Annotated in this window: 23 protein-coding genes; 20 read left to right on the forward strand and 3 right to left on the reverse strand. The window is 71.5% G+C overall.

What is annotated here, in order from left to right:
* The first annotated feature begins 14 nt into the window (after positions 1-14).
* The 15 genes from OG707_RS22025 to OG707_RS22095 all read left to right on the forward strand — a co-directional run bounded on the left by OG707_RS22025 (position 15) and on the right by OG707_RS22095 (position 12,103).
* A complete protein-coding gene (locus OG707_RS22025) occupies positions 15-296 on the forward strand; it encodes an acyl carrier protein (protein WP_329120890.1) in 282 nt (93 codons plus the stop codon).
* On the forward strand, positions 293-1,552 hold the full coding sequence (locus OG707_RS22030) for a beta-ketoacyl-[acyl-carrier-protein] synthase family protein (protein ID WP_329120892.1): 1,260 nt from the start codon (positions 293-295) through the stop codon (positions 1,550-1,552). The genes OG707_RS22025 and OG707_RS22030 overlap by 4 nt, the downstream gene beginning before the upstream one ends.
* Positions 1,549-2,664 carry a beta-ketoacyl synthase N-terminal-like domain-containing protein gene (locus OG707_RS22035; RefSeq protein ID WP_329120896.1) on the forward strand — a complete coding sequence of 372 codons (1,116 nt, stop codon included), beginning with the start codon at positions 1,549-1,551 and terminating at the stop codon, positions 2,662-2,664. Before OG707_RS22030 ends, OG707_RS22035 begins: the two co-directional genes overlap by 4 nt.
* Positions 2,661-3,611, forward strand: coding sequence for an AfsA-related hotdog domain-containing protein (locus OG707_RS22040; protein WP_329120898.1), 951 nt, complete (start codon positions 2,661-2,663; stop codon positions 3,609-3,611). Before OG707_RS22035 ends, OG707_RS22040 begins: the two co-directional genes overlap by 4 nt.
* The gene (locus OG707_RS22045; protein WP_329120900.1) at positions 3,611-4,276 is read left to right on the forward strand and encodes an HAD family hydrolase; all 666 of its coding nucleotides are present in this window, start codon (positions 3,611-3,613) and stop codon (positions 4,274-4,276) included. Before OG707_RS22040 ends, OG707_RS22045 begins: the two co-directional genes overlap by 1 nt.
* On the forward strand, positions 4,273-4,983 hold the full coding sequence (locus OG707_RS22050) for an SDR family oxidoreductase (RefSeq protein ID WP_329120902.1): 711 nt from the start codon (positions 4,273-4,275) through the stop codon (positions 4,981-4,983). The genes OG707_RS22045 and OG707_RS22050 overlap by 4 nt, the downstream gene beginning before the upstream one ends.
* Before the next feature lie 3 nt (positions 4,984-4,986).
* Positions 4,987-5,391, forward strand: coding sequence for a hypothetical protein (locus OG707_RS22055; protein WP_329120904.1), 405 nt, complete (start codon positions 4,987-4,989; stop codon positions 5,389-5,391).
* A complete protein-coding gene (locus OG707_RS22060) occupies positions 5,388-5,870 on the forward strand; it encodes a 3-hydroxyacyl-ACP dehydratase FabZ family protein (protein WP_329120906.1) in 483 nt (160 codons plus the stop codon). Before OG707_RS22055 ends, OG707_RS22060 begins: the two co-directional genes overlap by 4 nt.
* 1 nt (position 5,871) lies before the next feature.
* A complete protein-coding gene (locus OG707_RS22065) occupies positions 5,872-6,879 on the forward strand; it encodes an ACP S-malonyltransferase (RefSeq protein ID WP_329120908.1) in 1,008 nt (335 codons plus the stop codon).
* A 45-nt stretch (positions 6,880-6,924) separates the two neighbouring features.
* Positions 6,925-8,469, forward strand: coding sequence for an acyl-CoA carboxylase subunit beta (locus tag OG707_RS22070; protein ID WP_329120910.1), 1,545 nt, complete (start codon positions 6,925-6,927; stop codon positions 8,467-8,469).
* A 46-nt stretch (positions 8,470-8,515) separates the two neighbouring features.
* Positions 8,516-8,743 (forward strand): acyl-CoA carboxylase epsilon subunit, encoded by a 228-nt coding sequence (locus OG707_RS22075; protein ID WP_329120912.1) that lies wholly within the window; start codon positions 8,516-8,518, stop codon positions 8,741-8,743.
* 1 nt (position 8,744) lies between these two features.
* A complete protein-coding gene (locus OG707_RS22080; protein ID WP_329120914.1) occupies positions 8,745-8,885 on the forward strand; it encodes a hypothetical protein in 141 nt (46 codons plus the stop codon).
* A 75-nt stretch (positions 8,886-8,960) separates the two neighbouring features.
* On the forward strand, positions 8,961-10,718 hold the full coding sequence (locus OG707_RS22085; protein ID WP_329120916.1) for an acetyl/propionyl/methylcrotonyl-CoA carboxylase subunit alpha: 1,758 nt from the start codon (positions 8,961-8,963) through the stop codon (positions 10,716-10,718).
* A gap of 4 nt (positions 10,719-10,722) precedes the next feature.
* Complete coding sequence (locus OG707_RS22090; protein ID WP_329120918.1) at positions 10,723-11,586, forward strand: 4'-phosphopantetheinyl transferase family protein; 864 nt, start codon at positions 10,723-10,725, stop codon at positions 11,584-11,586.
* Positions 11,587-11,590: 4 nt separating this feature from the next.
* On the forward strand, positions 11,591-12,103 hold the full coding sequence (locus OG707_RS22095; RefSeq protein WP_329120920.1) for an SRPBCC family protein: 513 nt from the start codon (positions 11,591-11,593) through the stop codon (positions 12,101-12,103).
* A gap of 10 nt (positions 12,104-12,113) precedes the next feature.
* On the opposite strand, the gene OG707_RS22100 is transcribed toward OG707_RS22095, so the two are convergent.
* A complete protein-coding gene (locus OG707_RS22100) occupies positions 12,114-14,087 on the reverse strand; it encodes a HelD family protein (RefSeq protein ID WP_329127910.1) in 1,974 nt (657 codons plus the stop codon).
* Between the two features lie 381 nt (positions 14,088-14,468).
* Between OG707_RS22100 and OG707_RS22105 the strand changes: the two genes are divergently transcribed.
* From OG707_RS22105 to OG707_RS22115, 3 genes are read left to right on the forward strand one after another with little or no spacing between them, the layout of a single operon-like run.
* The gene (locus OG707_RS22105; RefSeq protein ID WP_329120921.1) at positions 14,469-14,657 is read left to right on the forward strand and encodes a hypothetical protein; all 189 of its coding nucleotides are present in this window, start codon (positions 14,469-14,471) and stop codon (positions 14,655-14,657) included.
* Positions 14,658-14,676: 19 nt separating this feature from the next.
* Positions 14,677-15,816 carry a glycosyltransferase 87 family protein gene (locus tag OG707_RS22110; protein ID WP_443071365.1) on the forward strand — a complete coding sequence of 380 codons (1,140 nt, stop codon included), beginning with the start codon at positions 14,677-14,679 and terminating at the stop codon, positions 15,814-15,816.
* A gap of 7 nt (positions 15,817-15,823) precedes the next feature.
* A complete protein-coding gene (locus tag OG707_RS22115; RefSeq protein WP_329120922.1) occupies positions 15,824-16,135 on the forward strand; it encodes a hypothetical protein in 312 nt (103 codons plus the stop codon).
* A gap of 330 nt (positions 16,136-16,465) precedes the next feature.
* Here the strand turns inward: OG707_RS22115 and OG707_RS22120 are convergent, their stop codons facing one another.
* Complete coding sequence (locus OG707_RS22120; protein ID WP_329120924.1) at positions 16,466-18,109, reverse strand: DNA repair helicase XPB; 1,644 nt, start codon at positions 18,107-18,109, stop codon at positions 16,466-16,468.
* A gap of 51 nt (positions 18,110-18,160) precedes the next feature.
* On the opposite strand from OG707_RS22120, the gene OG707_RS22125 reads away from it, so the two are divergent.
* Positions 18,161-18,601 (forward strand): hypothetical protein, encoded by a 441-nt coding sequence (locus OG707_RS22125; RefSeq protein ID WP_329120926.1) that lies wholly within the window; start codon positions 18,161-18,163, stop codon positions 18,599-18,601.
* An 18-nt stretch (positions 18,602-18,619) separates the two neighbouring features.
* Positions 18,620-19,300: a VanZ family protein gene (locus OG707_RS22130; RefSeq protein ID WP_443071366.1), complete on the forward strand. Its 681-nt coding sequence runs from the start codon at positions 18,620-18,622 to the stop codon at positions 19,298-19,300.
* On the opposite strand, the gene OG707_RS22135 is transcribed toward OG707_RS22130, so the two are convergent.
* Positions 19,263-21,722: a helicase-associated domain-containing protein gene (locus tag OG707_RS22135; protein WP_329120928.1), complete on the reverse strand. Its 2,460-nt coding sequence runs from the start codon at positions 21,720-21,722 to the stop codon at positions 19,263-19,265. The two genes, OG707_RS22130 and OG707_RS22135, sit on opposite strands and share 38 nt — an antisense overlap.
* Positions 21,723-21,753: the final 31 nt, after the last annotated feature.

Raw genomic sequence — 21,753 nt, forward strand, 5'->3', positions numbered from 1 at the left:
AATTGGATGAGGTCATGACCGTTGCAGTAATTTCCGACGAGGTCATTCGCGACACCACCCTCGACATCATCGTCGACGAACTCGAACTGGACGCCGAGCCCGCCGAGATCGACGTGCACGCCGATCTGATCGACTTCTACGGCGCCGACTCCCTCGGCCTGATTCAGGTCCTGGCCCGGGTCAACAAGGAGCTGGCGATCCGCGTGCCCCGCGAGCGCGCCGTCGACCTGCGCACCGTGGACCTGCTCATGCAGCAGATCATCCGCATACGTGACGGCAAGGACGGCGACCAGTGAGCCGCACACGAAGGGTCGTGGTGACCGGCCTGGGGTGCGTGAGCAGCATCGGCACCGGGGTCGAGGAGTTCACCGCGGGAATCAAGGCCGGCCGGAGCGGCGTCACTCCGATCACCTCCTTCGACTCCAGTGACTTCCCGGCCCGACTGGCCGGTGAAGTGCAGGACTTCGACCCTGCGGCGATCGTCCGCGTCATCGACCCGGACGACTGGGGGCGTACCGCCCACTTCGCGGCGGCCGCGGCCCGTCTCGCCGTCGAGGACGCCGGGATCGAGCTCGACGAGGACACCCGCGCCACGACGGGCGCCATCATCGGCACCACGAACGGCGAGGCGCCCTCCGTCGACACGCTGACCCAGCAGTGGCTGGACGGCGGCCCCGACACCCTCTCCGCCGACGTGGTCCGCAAGATCCCCGCGGGCAACATCGCGGCGGCCGTCTCGGTCGAACTGGATCTGTACGGCGAGACCGTGGTCATCCCGACCGCGTGCTCCGCTGCCAACTACGCGATCGGCAGCGCCGCCGACAAGATCATCTCCGGTGAGTCCGATGTGATGCTGGCGGGCGGCGCAGACAGCGTGAACCGGTTCACCCATGCCGGGTTCCAGAGCCTGGGCGCGGTGGCCGACGGCGTACCGCGGCCGTTCGACGAGGGCCGCAGCGGCATCGTCACCGCCGAGGGCGGCGCGGTCCTCGTCCTGGAGGAACTCGGGCACGCCCAGCGGCGCGGCGCGCACATCTACGCCGAACTGCTCGGCTACGGACTCAGCTGCGACGCCCACCACATCGTCCACCCGGACGCGGAGAGCATCGCCGACTGCATCCGCAGGGCGCACGCCAACTCCGGCATCGAGGCCGCCGACGTCGACTACGTCTGCGCCCACGGCACGGGCACCCCGACCAACGACATCACCGAAATCACCGCCACCCGGCTGGTGTTCGGCGACGAGCACCCGCCGATCAGCTCCATCAAGTCGATGCTCGGCCACACGATGGGCGCCGCCAGTGGATTCGGCGCGATCGCCTGCTGCAAGGCGATCGAGGAGTCCTTCCTGCCGCCCACCAGCAATCTGCGCACCGTGGACCCGGCGTTCGGCGAGGGCATCGACGTCGTCGGCGGCGGTGCCAGGTCCGCCGAGGTGACCGTCGCGCAGAACCACGGCTTCGCGTTCGGCGGCAACAACGCCATCACCATTTTCGGCGCCCTGTCCGGCCGTGAGCCGGTCGGCGCGGCAGTCGAGGGAGGGGAGCGGTGACGACCGTGACCGAGGAACTGCAGATCTCATGGGCGTCGGTCCTTTCCGTGGCCGGAGTCGGCCTGGACGCCCTGCGCGACCGGCTGCGCGAGCCGGCCACGGCCGGCCCGGAGCCGGCCGGTGATCCGGTCGGTGCCGACGCCGACGCCGACGCCGACGAGTACGAGGGCCTGCCCGGCCGGGTGGGCGCCGTACCGGACTTCAAGATCACCGACTATGTGCCCCGCAAGGGCACGAAGAACCTCGACCGCACCACCAGGCTCGGGCTCGCGGCCAGCACCCTGCTCAAGCGCGAACTGAGCGAGCGGGCCGACGTCTCCGACGCCTCCTGGGAGTCCACCGGCATCGCCATGGGCACCGTCGTCGGCAGCCTGCGCAGCAGCGTCCAGCTGGACGTCGACATCATCCGGGGCAAGGGCATCGACCTGGTCAACCCCGCGGTCTTCCCCAACGTCACGATGAACTGCTGCGCCAGCCAGATCGCGATCTGGCACCGGCTGCGCGGCCCCAACTCCACCCTGGCCAACGGCACGGTCAGCGCGTTCTCCGCGCTCCAGTACGGCGCCCGGCTCATCCGCCGCGGTCACGCGGGGCGGATGCTGGTGGGCGGCGTCGAGGAGCTCTCCCCGCACACGGCGTGGGGCACCCGGCTGAAGAAGGACGTGGACGAGTCCGTCGTCATCGGCGAGGGTGCGGCACTGCTCGCGCTCGAACCGGTGACGGCCGACGCCCCGCCCGCCCTTGCCACGGTGACGGCCTGCGAGGTGCTGTTCGCCCCGCAGCGCACCCGCGCCGGGTATGCGACAGCACTGCGCCGTGCCGTCGACCGCGCGCTCGCCGCAGCGCAAGCGGCCGGTGTGGACATCGAGTTGGTGCTCCCCGGAACCGCAGGAACGGTTCTGGAGGAGAGCGAGAAGGCGGCTCTGGAGCGATTCGACGTCGAGCGTGTGGACGTACGGACAGCCGTAGGCGAGTGCGGAGGCGCCCTGGGCGCCATGCAACTCGCCGCCGCGCTCGCCCTGGGGAAGCCCGGCACCGGCGTCCTGATGACCGGGATCGACGACTCCGGAGCTGTGGCCGCCGCCGTCCTCGCCATCGGGGAGCGCGCATGAGCACGGTCGCAGCCCCGAGGGGCGTCCGGGTGAGCCGGGAGCTGGTTCACCGCGCCAACGAAGAGGAGATCCTGGTCTCGCCGCCCTGGCGCGAGACCGGGGGCTACGGCAGCGCGACGGTCACGACGGGCATCAGTTCGTACTACCGCGACCACCCCGGCTCGTACTGGCTGGACGCGCTGCTCCTGATCGAGGCCTGCAGGCAGGCCGCGCTCAGTGCGGCGCACGAGTTCGAGGGCCTCGCGCGCGACATCGCGTTCTTCTTCAACTCGATCGAGGTGCGGCTCACCGACCCGCAGCCGCCGGCGGCCGTGGACGGCGAACTGACGCTGCGGACCCGGTTCGAGCAGCTGAGGCTGCGCAGCGACGGGACGCCGAAGCAGATCACGTACACGCAGACGGGAGCGGACGCTACGGGCCGGGAGGTCGTGCACACGTCGATGGCGGTGCAGGGGGTCCCCAAGGACCGCTACCAGGAGCTGCGCGCCTACCAGCGCGAGGGCTCGCCCGCCCCGACGACGGCCGCCCTGCGGCCGGACACCGGCCGGCGGACCGGCCTGAGCAGCCCGCGCAGCGTGGCCCGTACGGATCCCGCCCATGTGACGCTCGCCCGGCTTCGGCCCGAACAGGACGGCATCAGCGCCGAGTTGGCGCCCGACCTCGCGAACACGAGCCTCTTCGACCACGACTACGACCACTTCCCGGCCATGGTGCTCATCGAGGCCGGCCGCCAGCTGGCCCTGGCCGGCACCGGGAGTCCCGCCGCGCACGTGGTGACCGGGGTGCGCGCCTCGTTCGAGCACTTCGCCGAACTCGACCGGCCGGTCCGGCTCGTGGCACGCCTCGACGGGCTCCGGGCCGACGTGGAATGCGTACAGGACGGCCTGGTCGTCACCCGTATGTCGTTCACGCTGAGCCCGGTCCGACCGGACGGCGGGGGAGCGTGATGAGGCACGCGGTCTGGACCGACTTCCGCGGAGTCCTCACGCCTCCGCTGCGCGAGGGGCTGCGCGTCTACTGCCTGGGCAAGCCGTTCTCGCCCGAGCAGCTCGGGCAGTGCCTGCGCGCGATCGCCGACCGGTACGGCAGCCCGGACGGGATGGCGGTCCTGGACTCCGGGACGCTCGACGAGCGGGAGTGGACGGCCGAGATCGCCCAGGAGCTGTCCGACCGGTTCGCGGTGGACGCCGATCTCTCCGCGCTGGGCGTGGAGTGGTGGAGCGACCGCAGGATCGACTCGAAGTGGCTCGACGCGCTGCGGACCTGGCGGGAGGCGGGCGTCTTCGTGGGCCTGATCTCCAACCTCCCGCCGGACTGGCGGGCCCCGTTCCTGGACTTCGCGGACTGGGACGGCCTGTTCGACCAGGTCCTGCTCTCCTGCGACCACGCCACCCGCAAGCCCGAGGCCGGGATGTTCCGCCTCGCTCAGTCGTACTCCGGCCTTCCCCCCGAGGCGAACGTCCTCGTCGACGACCTCGACGCCAATGTGGCAGGCGCGCGCGCCGCCGGCTGGACCGGGGTCCTCGGTGGCGGCGCCGCCACGGACGCCGCCGTCCAGCAGATCAATTCGATCGTGCGCATCGGCGCACACCACCAAGGAGCAACACGATGACCAGTCGATCGGCATTCGTCACCGGAGCCAGCCGGGGCATCGGAGCGGCCGTCGCCACCGAGCTGAACAAGCGCGGCTACCGCGTCGTGGGCACCGCCCGCACCACGAAGCCCGAGATCGAGGGTGTCTCGTTCGTCCAGTGCGACGTGCGCGACCCGCAGTCGGTGAGCACGGCGGTCGAGCAGGCGCGCGGGATCGTCGGCGAGATCGACATCGTCGTCAACTGCGCCGGGATCATGAACGACGGCCCCCTGCTCACCCAGACGTACGAGGGCGTCCAGGACGTGCTCGAGACCAATCTCACCGGCTCCATCAACGTGGCCCGCGAGACGGTCTCGGACATGCTCGCCAACAAATGGGGGCGCCTGGTGTTCGTCTCCTCGATCGTGGCGCTGTGGGGATCGCCCGGCCAGGTCAACTACGCAGCCTCGAAGAGCGGTCTGATCGGACTCGCCCGCTCCCTGTCCTGGGAGCTGGGACGCGCGGGCATCACGTCCAACGTCGTCCTGCCGGGACTGATCGAGACCGACATGATCTCCGACCTGTCGAAGAAGCGGCGCGACGAGATCGTGTCGCAGACGCCGCTGCGGCGCACCGGACAGCCGGAGGAGGTGGCCGCGCTCGTCGCCTTCCTGGTGTCGGACGAGGCAGGCTTCGTCACCGGTTCGTCCATCCCCATCGGCGGCGGCGTCGGCATGGGTGTGTGAGCCATGGCTCCCGTACGGCATCCTCTCGCCGACGCCGCCCGCCGACTGCCCCTGGTGGCCGTGGACGACGTCCAGGACAGCGAGACGGGGTTCGTCGGCCGCAAGCGGATCGTCGCCGACGACCGCTATCTGGCCGGGCACTTCCCCTCGCTCACCCTGTACCCCGGGGTGTTCCTGGTCGAGAGCCTGCAGCAGATGCTCGAACTCCACGTCGACCATGCCCTCGGCGGCATCGAACTGGTGGAACTCGGCTCGGTCCGCTTCAGCCGCCCGGCGCTCGCCGGCGACGAGGTGGTGTTCGACACGGCGGTCACCGGCGACCGCACGAGCCTGACCACCCACACCACCTGCACCATCGACGGGCAGCGCTGTGCCCGCATCACCGCGACCTGGAGGTGCCGGCCATGACGTCGACGGCGACGGACTACCCCGACCCCGGCGAGCTGCTGCCCTACGGGTACCCCGCGCTCCAGGTCGACCGGATCGTCCGGCACGAGCCGGGCGTACTCACGGCCACGAAGGCCGTGACCTATCACGAGCTCGACAGCCACCTGGGCTCCTCCCGGCCGGGAGCGTTCCCCGCCAGCCTCACCATCGAGTCGTTCCTCCAGGCCTGCGGTCTGCTCGTCATGCTCGAAACGCAGAGCCCCGGACAGCAGCTGCTGATCTTCGGTTCGGCGCGCGGAATCCGGGTGACCGGTGCCGTGTACGCGGGCGAACTCCTGGAGCACACGGTCGAGTTGGTCGACCTGGACGAGGGGACGGCCACGTGCACCGGTGTGGCGCGGGCCGGGGACGGGCGTGTCGTCCTGGAGGTCGGCCGCGCCGTCACCCTGCTGCGCCCCGCCGACTCGCTCGCGGGCCCGGTCCGGACGGACGGCAGCTGACATGAGCAACATCTTCGAGAGCGAGGACTCCATGGGACACCGCTATGTCGTGACGGCTCCGGGACAGGGCGTCCAGCGGCCGGGGATGCTCGACCCCTGGCTGGAGGCCGTGCCCGGCGCACCGGAACTGGTCGACGCCTGGTCGCGTGAGGCCGGCTTCGACCTGGTCGGGGCCGGGCGCGACGAGACACTGCTCGCCGACACCGCCTACGCGCAACCGCTGATCGTCGCCGTGTCCGTACTGGCGCACCAACTTCTCTTCAGCAGACTGAGGTTGAGGAGCGACGAGGTCCTGTTCGCCGGTCACTCCGTCGGTGAACTGGCCGCTGCGGCCGGGGCCGGACACCTCGACCCTGGCACGGCGGTCGCCCTCGCCCGGGTGCGGGGCGCCGCGATGTCGCAGGCGTGCGGATGCGCGCCGAGCGGCATGGCGGCGGTCATGCCGACCAAGCGGGGCGGTGCGTCGGACGAGGAGATCGCCGCGGCCGTCGCCGCGGCGGGCCTCACCGTGGCCAACCACAACGGCAGCCACCAGTTCGTGGCGGCCGGCCCCGCGGACCGCGTCGCGGCCCTCGCCGACGCGCCGCCACCGGGCACCCGCGTGGCTCCGCTGAACGTCGCGGGCGCCTTCCACACCGAGTCCATGGCCGCGGCGGTCCCGGCGTTCGCCCGCGCGGTCCACGCCGCCCGCTTCACCGAACCGGCCTCGGTGATGGTCGGCAACGGGGACGGCGCGACGGTCACGGACCCGGATGAGCTGCGCATCCGCCTGATCACCCAGATCACCTCGCCGGTCCGCTGGGACCTGTGCGGGGAGACGATCGCGCGTCTCGCGGCCCCGGACGCCCTCCATGTCGAACTGGCGCCGGCCGGTCCGCTCACCCGGCTCCTGCAGCGCTCCCGCCCGGACGCACGCGCCGTCGCGGTGGCCGCTCCGGAGGACATCGACCGTGTCGTGTCCGAGGCCGGGGCGGACGCCCGCCTGCCGGAGCCGGCAGGCGCCAGGTGAGCGAGCGGGAGCAGTTCCACCCGAGTACGAGAAGGAGGAGCCGACATGTACAGCAGCGTTGAGGAACTGGTGGCGCTCAAGCAGGTGATCGCCGAGGGGTCGGACACCGCGGCCACCCAACGGCAGCGCGACAAGGGCAAGTTGACCGTGCGCGAGCGCATCGACCTGCTGCTCGACCCGGACACGTTCCAGGAGGTCGAGCCGTTGCGCCGGCATCGCGCGACCGGCTTCGGCCTGGAGCGCCGAAAACCCCACACCGACGGCGTGGTCACCGGGTGGGGCACCGTCGACGGCCGCACGGTCTTCGTCTACGCGCACGACTTCCGGATCTTCGGCGGGGCGCTGGGCGAGGCGCATGCGGAGAAGATCCACAAGATCATGGACATGGCCATCGCGGCCGGGGCGCCTCTCGTGTCGCTGAACGACGGCGCGGGCGCCCGTATCCAGGAAGGCGTCACCGCCCTCGCGGGCTACGGCGGCATCTTCACCCGCAACACGAAGGCGTCGGGAGTGATCCCGCAGATCAGTGTGATGCTGGGTCCGTGCGCGGGGGGCGCGGCCTACTCGCCCGCCCTGACCGACTTCGTGTTCATGGTCCGTGATACCTCGCAGATGTTCATCACCGGCCCCGACGTGGTGAAGGCGGTGACGGGCGAGGAGATCACCCAGAACGGTCTGGGCGGTGCGGACGTGCACGCCGAGACCTCGGGCGTCGCGCACTTCGCCTACGACGACGAAGAGACCTGCATCGCCGAAGTCCGGTACCTCATCTCGCTGTTGCCGCAGAACAACCGCGAGGCTCCCCCGGCCGTGGCCACCGACGACCCGGACGACCGGCGCTGCGAGGAACTCCTCGACCTGGTTCCGGCCGACGGCAACCGTCCGTACGACATGCGCGCGGTGATCGAAGCGGTCGTCGACGAGGGCGAGTACCTGGAGGTGCACGAGCGCTGGGCCTCCAACATCATCGTCGCCCTGGCCCGCCTGGACGGCAGGACCGTCGGCATCGTCGCCAACCAGCCCCAGTCCCTGGCCGGCGTACTCGACATCCACGCCTCGGAGAAGGCCGCGCGCTTCGTCCAGATGTGCGACGCCTTCAACATCCCGATCGTCACCCTGCTCGACGTTCCCGGCTTCCTGCCGGGCGTCGACCAGGAGCACGGCGGCATCATCCGGCACGGAGCCAAGCTCCTGTACGCGTACTGCAACGCCACGGTGCCCCGCATCCAGCTGATCCTGCGCAAGGCCTACGGCGGCGCGTACATCGTCATGGACTCCCGCTCGGTGGGAGCCGACCTGTCCTTCGCCTGGCCGACGAACGAGATCGCCGTGATGGGCGCCGAGGGCGCCGCCAACGTGATCTTCCGCCGGCAGATCGCCGGGGCCGACGACCCCGAGGCCATGCGCCTGCAGATGGTCAAGGAGTACAAGACCGAGCTGATGCACCCCTACTACGCGGCCGAGCGCGGGCTCGTCGACGACGTGATCGACCCCGCCGACACCCGCCGCGTACTCATCAGGTCCCTGGCGATGCTGCGCACGAAACACGCCGACCTGCCGTCCCGCAAGCACGGGAACCCGCCCCAGTAGAACGCTCGCCCGTGAACTCGGGCGCAATCGAACGGAGTTGACGTTCATGACCACCTCCATCGCCCCCGCGGCCGCGCCCCTGGTCCGGGTGGAACGCGGCCACGCCACCGACGACGAACTCGCCGCGCTCACCGTCCTGCTGCTCACCCGCGCCGAGGCGCAGGAGGGCCGGGAGTCCGCCGCCGGCCACACGGCGGGGAGTGCCCCGCGGTGGGAGCGCCTCGAGCGCAACACCGCCTACCGCACTCCCGGCAGTTGGCGAAAGGGGCAGTGACGTGGACGGCTCGGACACAGGAGAGGGCGCGGACGGCCGCCGGTCGGCCAAGTCCGCCGAACGGCCCCGGCCGGTACCGGTGTTGCTCGCCGGGGAGGAGGAGTGGGGCGATGAGTCGCACATCCACCGGGGCATCGACTGACCCCTCGGCAGAGGGTACGGACCGCACGGACAGGGCCGCGGCAGGCGGCGGGGGAGGCAAGGCCGGATGAGCGGCATGCGCAAGGTACTGATCGCCAACCGTGGCGAAATCGCTGTCCGTGTGGCCAGGGCGTGCCGTGACGCCGGGATCGGATCCGTAGCCGTCTACGCGGATCCGGACCGGGACGCCCTTCATCTGCGGGCTGCCGACGAGGCGTACGCGCTCGGCGGTGACACCCCGGCCACCAGCTACCTCGACCAGGAGAAGGTGCTCGCCGCCGCCCGCAGATCCGGAGCCGACGCGGTCCACCCGGGCTACGGATTCCTGTCGGAGAACGCCGAGTTCGCGCAGGCCGTACTGGACGCGGGTCTGACCTGGATCGGCCCGCCGCCGCAGGCCATCCGCGACCTGGGCGACAAGGTGGCGGCCCGTCACATCGCCCAGCGCGCCGGCGCCCCGCTGGTCGCGGGCACCCCGGACCCGGTCTCGGGTTCCGCCGAGGTCGTGACCTTCGCCGAGGAGCACGGTCTGCCGATCGCGATCAAGGCCGCCTTCGGTGGTGGCGGGCGTGGTCTGAAGGTGGCCCGGACGCTGGAGGAGATCCCCGAGCTGTACGACTCGGCGGTCCGCGAGGCGGTGGCCGCGTTCGGTCGCGGCGAGTGCTTCGTCGAGCGTTACCTGGACAAGCCGCGGCACGTGGAGACCCAGTGCCTGGCCGACTCCCACGGCAACGTGGTCGTCGTCTCGACGCGTGACTGCTCGCTGCAGCGCCGCCACCAGAAGCTCGTCGAGGAGGCCCCGGCCCCGTTCCTGAGCGAGGCGCAGAACGCGGAGCTGTACGCCGCGTCGAAGGCCATCCTCAAGGAGGCCGGCTACGTGGGCGCCGGCACCGTCGAGTTCCTCGTCGGCGCCGACGGCACGATCTCCTTCCTGGAGGTCAACACCCGCCTGCAGGTGGAGCACCCGGTCACCGAAGAGGTCTCCGGCATCGACCTGGTCCGCGAGATGTTCCGTATCGCCGACGGCGAAGAGCTGGGCTACGGAGACCCGGTCACGCGCGGGCACTCTTTTGAGTTCCGCATCAACGGCGAGGACCCGGGCCGCGGATTCCTTCCCGCCCCGGGTACGGTCACGAGCTTCGCGCCTCCGAGTGGGCCCGGTGTCCGGCTGGACGCGGGTGTCGAGTCCGGCTCGGTCATCGGCCCGGCCTGGGACTCGCTCCTCGCCAAGCTGATCGTCACCGGCGCCACGCGCGAGCAGGCGCTGCAGCGTGCGGCACGCGCGCTCGCGGAGTTCGAGGTCGAGGGGATGGCGACGGCGATTCCCTTCCACCGTGCGGTGGTTGTGGACCCGGCGTTCACCGCCGACCCGTTCACCATCCACACCCGGTGGATCGAGACCGAGTTCGAGAACCTCATCCCCGCGTTCGCCTCCGCCGCCCAGGGCGACGGAGGGGATCCAGCCGGCCGGTCGACCACCGTGGTCGAGGTCGACGGCCGACGCATCGAAGTCTCCGTCCCCCTGTCGCTCGGCAGGCCGCTCGCGCGTACGGCGGTGTCCGGTTCACGCCAGGTCAAGCGCCGTCCGGGGACACGGCGGGCAGGACCCGCCGTGTCGGGGGACACCCTTGCCTCCCCGATGCAGGGCACGATCGTCAAGGTCGCTGCCGCGGAGGGCGCGACGGTCCGCGCGGGCGATCTCGTCGTCGTACTGGAGGCGATGAAGATGGAACAGCCCATCACCGCCCACAAGTCCGGCACGATCGCCGCCCTGTCCGCCCAGGTCGGCGCGAGCCTCACCGCGGGTACGGCGATCTGCGCCATCAAGGGGTGACGTGGTGAGCATCCTGACCGCCCCCGGGGACAGAGCCGCCCCGCCGGCGCCCCGGCGGGAAGCGCTCATGGCCCGGCTTCTCCCGCCGCAGGTCGTGACGGTGGAGTCGTTCGGGCCCTGGCAGGGGGACTGGCGTCATGTGCTGCATCCCGCCGAGGCCCGGGTCGTGGCGGCGGCGGGGGAGAAGCGCCGGCAGGATTTCGCGAGCGTACGGGAGTGCGCACGGCGGGCGATGCGAACCCTTGGCGTGCCCCCGGCGCCACTGCTGCCGGGCCCCCGGGGTGAGCCGGGGTGGCCGCCGGGGACCGTCGGGGCGATGACGCACTGCACGGGGTACCGGGCGGCGGCGCTGGCCCGCGCGGGAGCGGGGATCGCCGCCGTCGGTATCGATGCCGAGCCGCATGCCCGGCTGAGTGCGGACGTCCTGGAAATGGTGGCAGGCCGCCGCGAGCAGGACCGGCTCACGGCGCTCGACGGCCTGTGGCCGCAGGTGTCCTGGGGCTGCCTGCTGTTCTCCGTGAAGGAGGCGGTCTTCAAGGCGTGGTACCCGCTGGCCCTGAGCGAACTCGGCTTCCTGGAGGCCGAGGTGGACCTGTGGCCCGACCCCGGCGACTGCCGCACCGGGGGCTTCACGGTCGAGGTGACCCGGCCGGGTCCCTTCGCCTCGCTGGCCGGGCGCTGGCGACTGGCCCAGGGCCTGGTCGCGACAGCGACGGCAGTCGCGGCGAGCGCGGTGACGGAGACGCCCGCGGTGTCCCCGGTGTCCGCCACAACATCGGGGTACGACAGTGCAATCGGCCCCCCGGCAAGATCACCGGCCATCCTTCCCCCACTACTCTGGCCGATCGGCCCCCTTCTGAAAGGTTGACGCAATGCGCCTCACCGACAGCCCCCAAGTGGAGTGCGAGATCGAGATCGCCGCCGATCTGGGACGGGTGTGGGAATTGGTGTCGGACATCTCCACCTCCGTCCGCCACAGCCCCGAACTGCAGGAAGTGGAGTGGCTCGACGGGGCCGTCGGGCCGGGCGTCGGCGCCAGCTTCACCGGTCGCAACCGGAATGCCGGCCTGGGGGAGTGGCAGACCGTCAGCCGCATCGTGGAGATGGAGCCGATGCGCACCTTCCGCTGGGAGGTCGTCTACTACCACGACCGGGACCACGGCGACCCGCTCTCCGTGTGGACGTACAGCCTGGAACCCGTCGAGGACGGCACCCGGACCCGCCTGCGGCACGGCATGCGTCTCGGCACCGCCCGCGGACCGCTGCAGGAGTTCATCGAGCGCAACCCGGAGCAGGAGGAGCGCATCCTCGACGGCCGCTTCGCGCGTCTGCGCGTCGGCATCGAGACGACGTTGGCCGGGGTGAAGTCCGACGCCGAGGCGTGACCCGGCCTCCCTAGCCGGTGGTCAGCTGCTCCGGGACCGGGGCGGAGTGGGTGACGATCAGGCCGGAGACGGCGCGAGTGAGGGCGACGTACAGGCGGCGCAGGCCGGTGCGCTCGTCGGGCTCGCCGGCGACGACCGCGGCGGGCTCGTCGAGGACCACGTAGTCGTACTCCAGGCCCTTGGCGAGGGATGCCGGGACGAGGGTGAGGCGCGACTCGGCGGTCGTCTCCTCACCGGGGTTGAGGTACGCGAGGCCGGCGGCGGTCAGCGCCTCGGCCAGGGCCGGGATGCGGGCGTCGGCCGCGATCAGGCCCGTCGAGCCCTCGTGGCGGAGCGAGTCGTGGCAGGCGGTGACGGCGGCGGCGTCCAGGTCGTCCGTCGTACGGAGGTCGAGCGAGCCCGGGTTCTCACGGACCGAGGAGACCGGCGCCAGGCCCGGTGACATGTGGGGGAGCAGCCGGGACGCGTAGGCGATGACCTCGCGCGGTACGCGGAAACCGGCCGTCAGCTCCTCGATGTGCGCGCCCGCCTTGCCGAGGTGGGTGAGCGCCTCGGCCCAACTCCCCGTCGCCCAGGGCGTGGTGCCCTGCGCGAGGTCGCCGAGGATCGTGGCGGAGCCGGTGGTGCAGCGGCGGCCGACGGCGCGGTACTGCATGGGGGAGAGGTCCTGCGCCTCGTCGAGCACGACATGGCCGAGCGAGTGCGTACGGGCGATGAGGTCGCTCGCCTCGTCGATCAGCACGGCGTCGGCGAGGGACCACTTGGTGGCCTTGACCGAGCGGGCGGGCTTCTCCCAGAGGATCGTCTTCTGCTCGTCCGCGGTGAGGATCCCCTCGGCGTGGTCGGCGAGGAAGTCCGCGTCGGAGAGCAGGCGCAGGACCAGTTTCGCGGGGTCGACGGGCGGCCAGGCGGCCTTGACCGCGGCCTTCACGGCGGTGTTGCGGGCGACCGCGTCCTGGACCCGGTCGTCGGGGGCCTCGCCCGACTGCTCCATCCGTACGAGAACGGCGTGCGCGATGCGCTGGGGGAGGGCGTCGTGGGCGGCGCCGTAGCGGATGTCGCGGTCGAGCAACTCCTGGACGATCTCCTCGAGTTCGTACGCCGGAATGCGCCAGCGGCGGGATCCGCGCACGACCATGACGGGCTCGGTGGGGATCGTGACGTGTGAGCGCAGCGCGCGGCGCAGGACCTCCGCCATGCGGGCGTCGCCCTTGACGACGGCGGCATCGGCGGGGTCGGCTCCGCGGACCTCTACGTGGGCGACGAGGTCGTCGACTGTTGCTTGCTTGACCTCCAACTCGCCCAGGGCCGGGAGGACTTGCTCGATGTAGTGGAGGAAGGACTTGTTCGGTCCGATGACGAGCGTGCCGGTGCGGGCGAGGCGGTCGCGGTGCGCGTAGAGGAGGTATGCGACACGGTGCAGGCCGACGGCGGTCTTTCCGGTGCCGGGGCCTCCCTGGACGCAGACCGAGCCGGAGAGGTCGGCGCGGACGATCTCGTCCTGCTCGGGCTGGATCGTCGCGACGATGTCGCGCATCGGCCCTACGCGGGGCCGCTCGATCTCGGCCTGGAGCAACTTGCTTGTCCGGGCGGCCTCTTGGGGGTCCGTGAGGTGCTCGTCCTCGTACGCGGTGAGCTCGCCGCCCGTGTAGCCGAAGCGGCGGCGCAGCCCGATGTCCATCGGGTCCTTGGAGGAGGCCCGGTAGAAGGGCTGCGAGACGGGGGCGCGCCAGTCGATGACCATGGGGTCGCCGTCGGCGTCGTGGACGTGGCGGCGGCCGATGTAGAAGCGCTCGCCGTCCGCGCCTTCGGCCATGTCGGCGCCGGGGGCGTGGAGGTAGTCGAGCCGGCCGAAGAAGAGCGGGGTGTGGGAGAGGTCGGCGAGTGCCTTGATCCGGTCCTCGATCTGGCGCTCCAGGACGGCGGCGTTGACCCAGTTCGCGGTGACGTCGCGGATGTCGAGCGACTGCACGTCCTCGCGCATCGCGCGGAGCGCTGAGCGGGAGGAGGTGAGGTGGGCGCGCTCGCGGGCGAGGGGGTCGGTCTGGTCTTGCTGGTCTTGCAGGTCCTGCTGGTCAGGGGCGTGCGAGGGCACGGCGGAGCCTCCGGGCGGGTGCGACGTGATCACGGCATGACTGCAGCCCGGTACCGACCGGGCGGCGCACGCTCCCGAGGGGGCGGCGGGGAAGGGGAGATTCTAGCCAGCGATCGGTGTGGGGGCCAGTGAATTGATCCGGGGTCGGGGCCGCCCCTGACTCCGTACGCCTCCTAGGGGACGGTGTGCTCCCTGAGGGGGAGGGGGTGGGGGTGTGGATTACGACCGTAGGTCGATGTGCCGGGAATGCCCGAAACGGATGATGGATGCATGACCACAGCGACCATCACCCCAGTCCCCCGCCAGTCCGGCCGCCCCGCCGGAGCCGTCGCCGCCGGAGCCACCGCCGTGGGTGCCGACCCGCGGCCCGCCCGCCCCGTCGGCAACGCGCTGCGCGCCGTCAAGGTTTTCGCCGGAGCCGTCGTCAGCGTTGTCATCCTCGGGGAGTACAGCAACTGATCCACTAGAGTCACGGTCCGTGCATCATCGCTCACTTGTCGTGTCCGGACTGTCGTTCGCCGCATTCGCCGCGCTCTGCGTCGGCCTCCGCATTCCGATGGCCGACGCCCTCGTCTATCGCGCGGAAGGCGCCGCCGTCGCCTCCGGCGCCGATCTGTACGGATTCACCGTCACCCGGTGGCAACTGCCCGCCACCTACCCGCCGTTCGCCGCGATGCTGTTCGTGCCGCTGAGCTGGCTGCCCGTGCCGGGGCTCAAGGTCGCCTTTCTGGCGGGGAATGCTGTGCTGCTTGCGGTGTTCGTCCGGCTGTCGTGCCGGTTCGCGGGTGTGACTGTACGGACTGAGGCCGTTCTTGCCGTCACCGCTGTTGCGTTGTGGCTGGAGCCCGTCTTTCAGACGCTGGTCTTCGGGCAGATCAACCTGGTCGTCGCCTGTCTTGTGCTGTGGGACCTGGCGCGGCCAAGTGGGGCTCGCGGCAAGGGGATTGCGCTGGGTGTCGCCGCGGGGATCAAGCTCACCCCGGCCGTTTTCATTCTCTTCCTGCTCCTCACCGGACGGGTGCGGGCTGCGATGGGCGCTCTTGCTGCCTTCGCTGGGACCGTGGTGCTCGGTGGGCTTCTGCTGCCCTCCGCCAGCTTCGACTTCTGGACGCGGAGGATCTTCGAGACGGGTCGGGTGGGGAAGGCGTGGATCGTCGACAACCAGTCGCTGCAGGGGCTGGTGGCGCGGGTTCTGCATGATCCGGAGCCGGGGCTCGCGTGGGTTGTTCTTGCCGTACTGGCTGGTGGTGCGGGTCTCTGGGCCGCGCGCCGGGTCCCGTACCGGTGGGGCGTTCTGGTCACCGCGGTGACTGCGCTGCTCGTCTCGCCGATCAGCTGGTCGCATCACTGGGTGTGGTGCGTGCCGCTGATCGCCGTGCTGGTGGGGAGCGGGCGGGTGCGGGTCGCGTGGGTGATGGCCGGGGTCTTTGCGGCGCGGACGATGTGGGTCGTCCCACATCAGGGGGATCTGGATCTGCAACTGCCGTGGTGGCAGCAGGTGTTGGCGGCGCCGTACCCGTTGGTGGGTCTGGTGCTGGTCGGGTGTGCGGTTGAGTATGCGCGCAGGCGTGGGGTGAGTACGCGTACCGAAGCGGTGGTCCGGGTGCCGGTGGTGTGATGGGTGCATGACGACAGAGACGGCACCTGCGGTGAAGTTCCAGCGCTGGCTCACGGCCGGTGGGCTGGTGGCGCTGCTGCCGGCGTGGCTGTTCTCGATGCTGCTGATGCTGATCGACGCGTCTGATCCTGAGGACGGCGCGACGGGAGGCTACTACACGGCGGGGATGTGGAGCCTGGGGGCCTCGGCGCTCGTGGGGGTGGTCGCGCTGTGTCTGCCGTCGGAGCCGATGGGGCGCAAGGAGTGGATGCGGGTGGCGTTCTCGGGGGCGCAGTGGGTGCTCTTGCTTGGGGCGCCGCTGCTGGTTGCCGCGGACTGAGTGGGCCGGGGGCGGGAGGGTTTCCCCAATCCCGCCCCTTCCCGAACTGGGGGCTCCGCCCCGCAGACCCCCGCTGGGGCTCCGCCCCAGACCCCGCTCCTCAATCGCCGGAGGGGCTGGGGGGTGGGCATTTCCAGCCCGTCCGGCGATTGAGGACAAGCGGCCGAAGGTCGCTTACGGGGTGCAGGGGGCGAAGCCCCCGCATGCGGGGGCCGGGGCGCACAGCCCCGGCCCACCCCACCCCCGGCAGGGGGTCTGGGGCGCAGCCCCCCACGCGGCGGAGCCGCAAAATGTCTCAGCCGGGAAGGGGCGGGGTGGGGGAAAGTCCCCTCACTCCCCAGCCAGCAGCTCGTCCGCGTCCACGATCCGGTACGCGTACCCCTGCTCCGCCAGGAACCGCTGCCGATGCGCCGCGAAGTCCTGGTCGATCGTGTCGCGTGCCACCACCGAGTAGAACCGCGCCTCGTGCCCGTCCGCCTTCGGACGCAGTACGCGACCGAGCCGCTGCGCCTCCTCCTGGCGCGAGCCGAACGTTCCCGACACCTGGATCGCGACCGTCGCCTCGGGCAGGTCGATCGAGAAGTTCGCCACCTTCGAGACCACCAGCACGCTGATCTCGCCCTGCCGGAACGCGTCGAACAGCTTCTCGCGCTGCGCGTTCGACGTCTCGCCCTTGATGACCGGGGCGTTCAAGTGCTCGCCCAGCTCGTCGAGTTGGTCGATGTACTGGCCGATGACCAGCGTCTGCTCGCCCTTGTGCTTGGCGACCAGCGCCTCCGTCACCTTGCGCTTCGTCGCCGTCGTCGCGCAGAAGCGGTACTTCTCCTCCGGCTCCGCCGTCGCGTACGCGAGGCGCTCGGAGTCCGTCAGATTGACCCGTACCTCCACGCAGTCCGCGGGCGCGATGTACCCCTGCGCCTCGATCTCCTTCCACGGAGCGTCGAACCGCTTGGGGCCGATCAGCGAGAAGACGTCCGACTCGCGGCCGTCCTCCCGTACGAGCGTCGCCGTCAGGCCGAGCCGCCGCCGCGCCTGCAGGTCCGCGGTGAACTTGAAGACGGGCGCGGGCAGCAGGTGCACCTCGTCGTAGATCACCAGGCCCCAGTCGCGGGAGTCGAAGAGCTCCAGGTGCGGGTAGACGCCCTTACGGCGCGTGGTCAGCACCTGGTAGGTCGCGATCGTGACCGGGCGGATCTCCTTGCGCGTACCGCTGTACTCGCCGATCTCCTCCTCGGTCAGCGACGTCCGCTTCACCAGCTCGTGCTTCCACTGGCGGGCCGAGACCGTGTTGGTGACGAGGATCAGCGTGGTGGCCTTCGCCTCCGCCATCGCACCCGCCCCCACCAGCGTTTTCCCGGCGCCACAGGGCAGCACGATGACACCCGAGCCGCCGTGCCAGAAGCCCTCGACGGCCTGCTTCTGGTACGGGCGCAGCGACCAGCCGTCCTCGTCCAGGTCGATCTTGTGGGCCTCGCCGTCGACGTACCCGGCGAGGTCCTCGGCCGGCCAGCCCAGCTTCAGCAGCGTCTGCTTGATCTGGCCGCGCTCGGAGGGGTGAACGGAGACCGTGTCGGGGTCGATGCGCTCGCCGACCAGCGGGGCGACCTTCTTCGAGCGGAGGATCTCCTCCAGGACCGGGCGGTCCGTGGTCGTGAGGACCAGGCCGTGCACCGGGTGCTTGGAGAGGGTCAGGCGGCCGTAGCGGTCCATCGTCTCGGCGACGTCGACGAGGAGTGCGTGCGGGACGGGGTAGCGCGAGTACTCCACCAGCGCGTCCACGACCTGCTCGGCGTCGTGCCCTGCCGCGCGGGCGTTCCACAGGCCCAGCGGGGTCAGCCGGTAGGTGTGGATGTGCTCGGGGGCCCGCTCCAGCTCGGCGAACGGCGCGATGGCGCGGCGGCAGGCGTCGGCCTGGTCGTGGTCCACCTCAAGGAGGAGGGTCTTGTCCGACTGGACAATCAGTGGCCCATTCACGCGGTGCCCCTTCCGTTACGTCAAACCTCCAGTGTGCCGTACCGTGCGCGCATGACGGGACGTAGTGCTGGTGCGGGGGCTTTATTGCTGCTCGCCGTGGCGGTGACAGGGTGCTCGGAGGAGCCCAGGATCTGCACGCTGATCGGCGCCGAGACGGGCATCACTCTGCACTACCGGCCGTCGGACTACGCGGCCGCAGGTCCGGGAGCCATGTTCCGGATCTGCACGGACACGACGCACTGCGTGCAGGGGGCTGAGGACACGACGTCCCTCGAGGGGCAGCTGTGGGTGGGGCTGCCGGACGCGAGGGGTCCCGACGAGGTGGTGGTGCGGCTGACTGTCACCTCGTACATCAAGGAGAAGAAGGTCCTGTACGACGAGAGCGCGCGCGTACGCCTCTCCAAGTCCCAGCCCAACGGCCCGGGTTGCAGCCCCACCGTCTGGCAGGCCTCTCTGCGCGCCGACCCCCGCGACGGTCTGGTCCGGCCTTGACGGGGTAGACGCGTCCCCATGGTGACGAAGGAAGCGGAAGCGCGGCCGCGGCTGCAGCGGCGTACCTGGGGATCGGTGGTGGCACGGGTGATCGTGCTGCTGGTGGGGTTCGTGTTGATGGTGGGGTTCGCGGTCGCGCTGGCCAAGATCACCCTGGAGCCTTCGAAGGCGTCCGTCGACCTCACCCACACCAATATGCGACCCGGCGACTCGATACGGATGTACCTGGACCAGCCCGCTTTCCGGGACACGGTCAAGCAGATCGGCGGGAATCTGCTCCTCGGGGTGCCCTTCGGGGTGCTGCTGCCGGTGCTGATCCCCAAGGCGCGGGGGCTGCTCCGGGTCCTGATCGTGACGGCGGTGGTGATGTTCTGCGTGGAGACGGCGCAGGGGATCCTGGTCGAGGGCCGGGCCTTCGACATCGACGACGTCATCCTCAACACCCTTGGGGCGCTGGTCGGTTACCTGCTGCTCGGGCGGCGGCTGGGGCGGGCGCTGCATCCCCGGCGGCGGCACTGGTGGCAGCGGCAGGAGAGGGTCGCCCCGAAGCCGGCCGCCAAGCCCGAGCCCGAGCCGAAGCCGAAGCCGAAGCCGAAGCCGAAGCCCAAGCCCAAGGTCACGATCGCGTCCGCTGCCAGGGCCAGGGCGGCCGCCCTGAAGGTCAGGCTGGGTCGTCGGCCAGTTCGGCCACGCCCGTGATGCGGTGCAGCGGGTACGTACGGACTTCGTCGGCCGTGTGGTCGTACGCCGTGACGAACCCGCCCTCGACCCTCACCGGCGCGATCACGCGCTGGCTCGCGGCCCCGTCGGCGTTGACGTAGCCGATCCAGAGCGCGGAGCCGGTCATGGCCGCGGCCTGCACCGTGGCGAGCGTCTCGGCGGAGCTGGTGCGCGGGAGGTCGCCCCGGCCGGTCTGAGGCACCGGCTTGTGGGCCACGGTGGCCGCGGTGTCGCCCGCGCGGATGGCCCGCAGGGCCGCGGACAGGAGCGTCGCGTCGGGAGCCGGCGGGCCCTCGGGGATCGGGGCCGGTGCGGTGCGCGGCGGGGTGCGGTAGGCGTCGGCGCGGGTGATGAGGACGTCGCCGTCGGCGGACTCGGCGGCGGGCGCGAAGCCGATGGAGCGCAGCGTGTCGAGGAGCACGGCGGGCTCGGCCTGGGCGGCGAGGACCGTGGGGGCGAGGCGGCGCAGGCGCAGGGGCTGGGAGCGCTTGTCGGCGAGGATCTCGTTGAGTACGGACTCGTCGTCGCAGCGCACGTACGAGGACGCGGCGCCGACGCGGAGGTGGCCGTGCTTGCGGGCCACGTCGTCGATCAGATAGCTGAGCGGCTGCGGCACGGGGGTACGGGAGTGCGCGGCGAGGAAGGCGTGCAGGTCGGAGGCGGACTGCCCGGCGTCCAGGGCGCGGCGGACGGAGCCGGGGGTGAAGCGGTAGACGGTCGCGCCGCCCTTGGACTCGACGTCGGCGGCGACATTGAGCAGCTCGGCGAGGGGCCGCTCCAGGGGTCCCGGCGCCACGGCGGTGAGGTCGGCCTGGAGCAGGACGTGGTCGAGGGGCTCGGGGATGAGGGGGGTGAGGGCCTGGGCTGCGAGGGTGCGACTCGCCTCGCGCTCGATGGTGCTTCCGTCACCCAGCAGAGCGCGGCCGTGCGTCGACAGGGCTCCTCGGCCCGTCACGCCCAGCAACTCCGCGTCGTTCAGGGTCCATTGGGCCAGGCGGGAGCGGAGATCCGTGACGCCCGTCGCACCTCGGCCGTTGTTCGCGGAGCGCGTCGGGCGTTCCCAGCGCAGGCGCGCCAGGAGCGATTCCGGGTCCGCCGAGGTGCCCTCGGGGAGGGTCGCGAGGAGGGTGAGGACCCGGCGGCGTACCTCGGGGGCCGGCGAGCGGTCCAGGTCCGGGCCCAGCGGGGAGAGCGTGCGGCCCTTGGCGTCCTGGCCGCCGATCACGCCTGCCGTGCGGGTGGCGGTGAGCCAGGTCAGTGCCAGGTGGGACCAGCGGTCGGCGGGCAGAAGCTCCACCCAGTCGTCGTACGCGGGGGTGGCCGCGAACCGCTCGTCCGCCTCCCCGTCCGACGCCAACAGCCCTGCCGCGTAAGTGAGTTCGAGCCAGAAGCAGGCCAGCTGCTCCGTGCAGTCCAGCGCGGCCGCGGTCCGCTTCAGGTCGCGGACGCTCAGGCCGCCGGCGCGCAGGACGGCCGGACCGCCCTCGTTCCAGTCCTTCAGGAGCTCCTCGACCGTGGACAGCGCCGTGAAGGCCTGGCCCGCCGCCGTGGAATCCACAGCCTGTGGACGATATTCGCGCGCGGCGGCAACCTCCGGAGGCAGCGGCTCCGGCAGCCGGTGCGCGCGGCCCCCGCGCAGATGCAGCGCCGCCTCACGGGGCAGTACGACGGTCCGCGCACTCGCGGGCAGCAGCAGCCCCCGGTCGCGCAGCCAGCGCACGGGCGGGGTTGGCACGGCGGCGACCTCGCCGTACGGCGGCCCCCACACCAGGCGGTCCAGTACCGAAAGCGCCTCCGGAGGCGCCGAGTCGAGCAGCTCCGACATCCGGGTGCGGTCCGTGAAGAGCGCGGTCAGCGCCGCGACCGCCGACACCGAGTCGTACGTCGCCGGCAGCCCGGCCGCAAGCAGGATCTCCTGGACCCGCCCCGGCGACATCCCCGCCGTCGCCTCCGCCACGGTCGGGCCGAGCCCGGTCGGGGACGGGTGCGTGGGGGAGGGGGCGAGCAGCTCGCGCGCGGTGCGGACGAGGCGCAGCCGGTCGTCCTCGCCCCAGACCAGGGCCTGTTCGCGCAACGTCCGTACGGCGCCGGGGAGTTCGGCCTCGATGACGGGGTCGCCCTCGTCACCGGCGATCAGCGCGAGGAGCGTCGCGTACGGGGCGGGGTCGGGCGCGACGGCGAGGGCCTCCGCGGTCTGCAGCGCGAACCGGTCCAGGTGCTCCAGCGCGCGTACGACCGAGGCGCGCGTCGCGGCCCGGGTCGCGAGCTGCGTGACGTCGTTCGGTACGGGCGTCAGCAGATCGGGGCGCGCGCGCAGCAGACCGGCCAGCGACGCGTCGTCGCGGGCGCGCAGCGCTTCCGCGAGCGTGCGCGGTGGCGTACTGCCGTTTCCTTCGGACACGTGCGCCTCCTGTTGCGCTCGCCGGTCCCCA

This window comes from Streptomyces sp. NBC_01465, assembly GCF_036227325.1.
Lineage (GTDB): Bacteria > Actinomycetota > Actinomycetes > Streptomycetales > Streptomycetaceae > Streptomyces.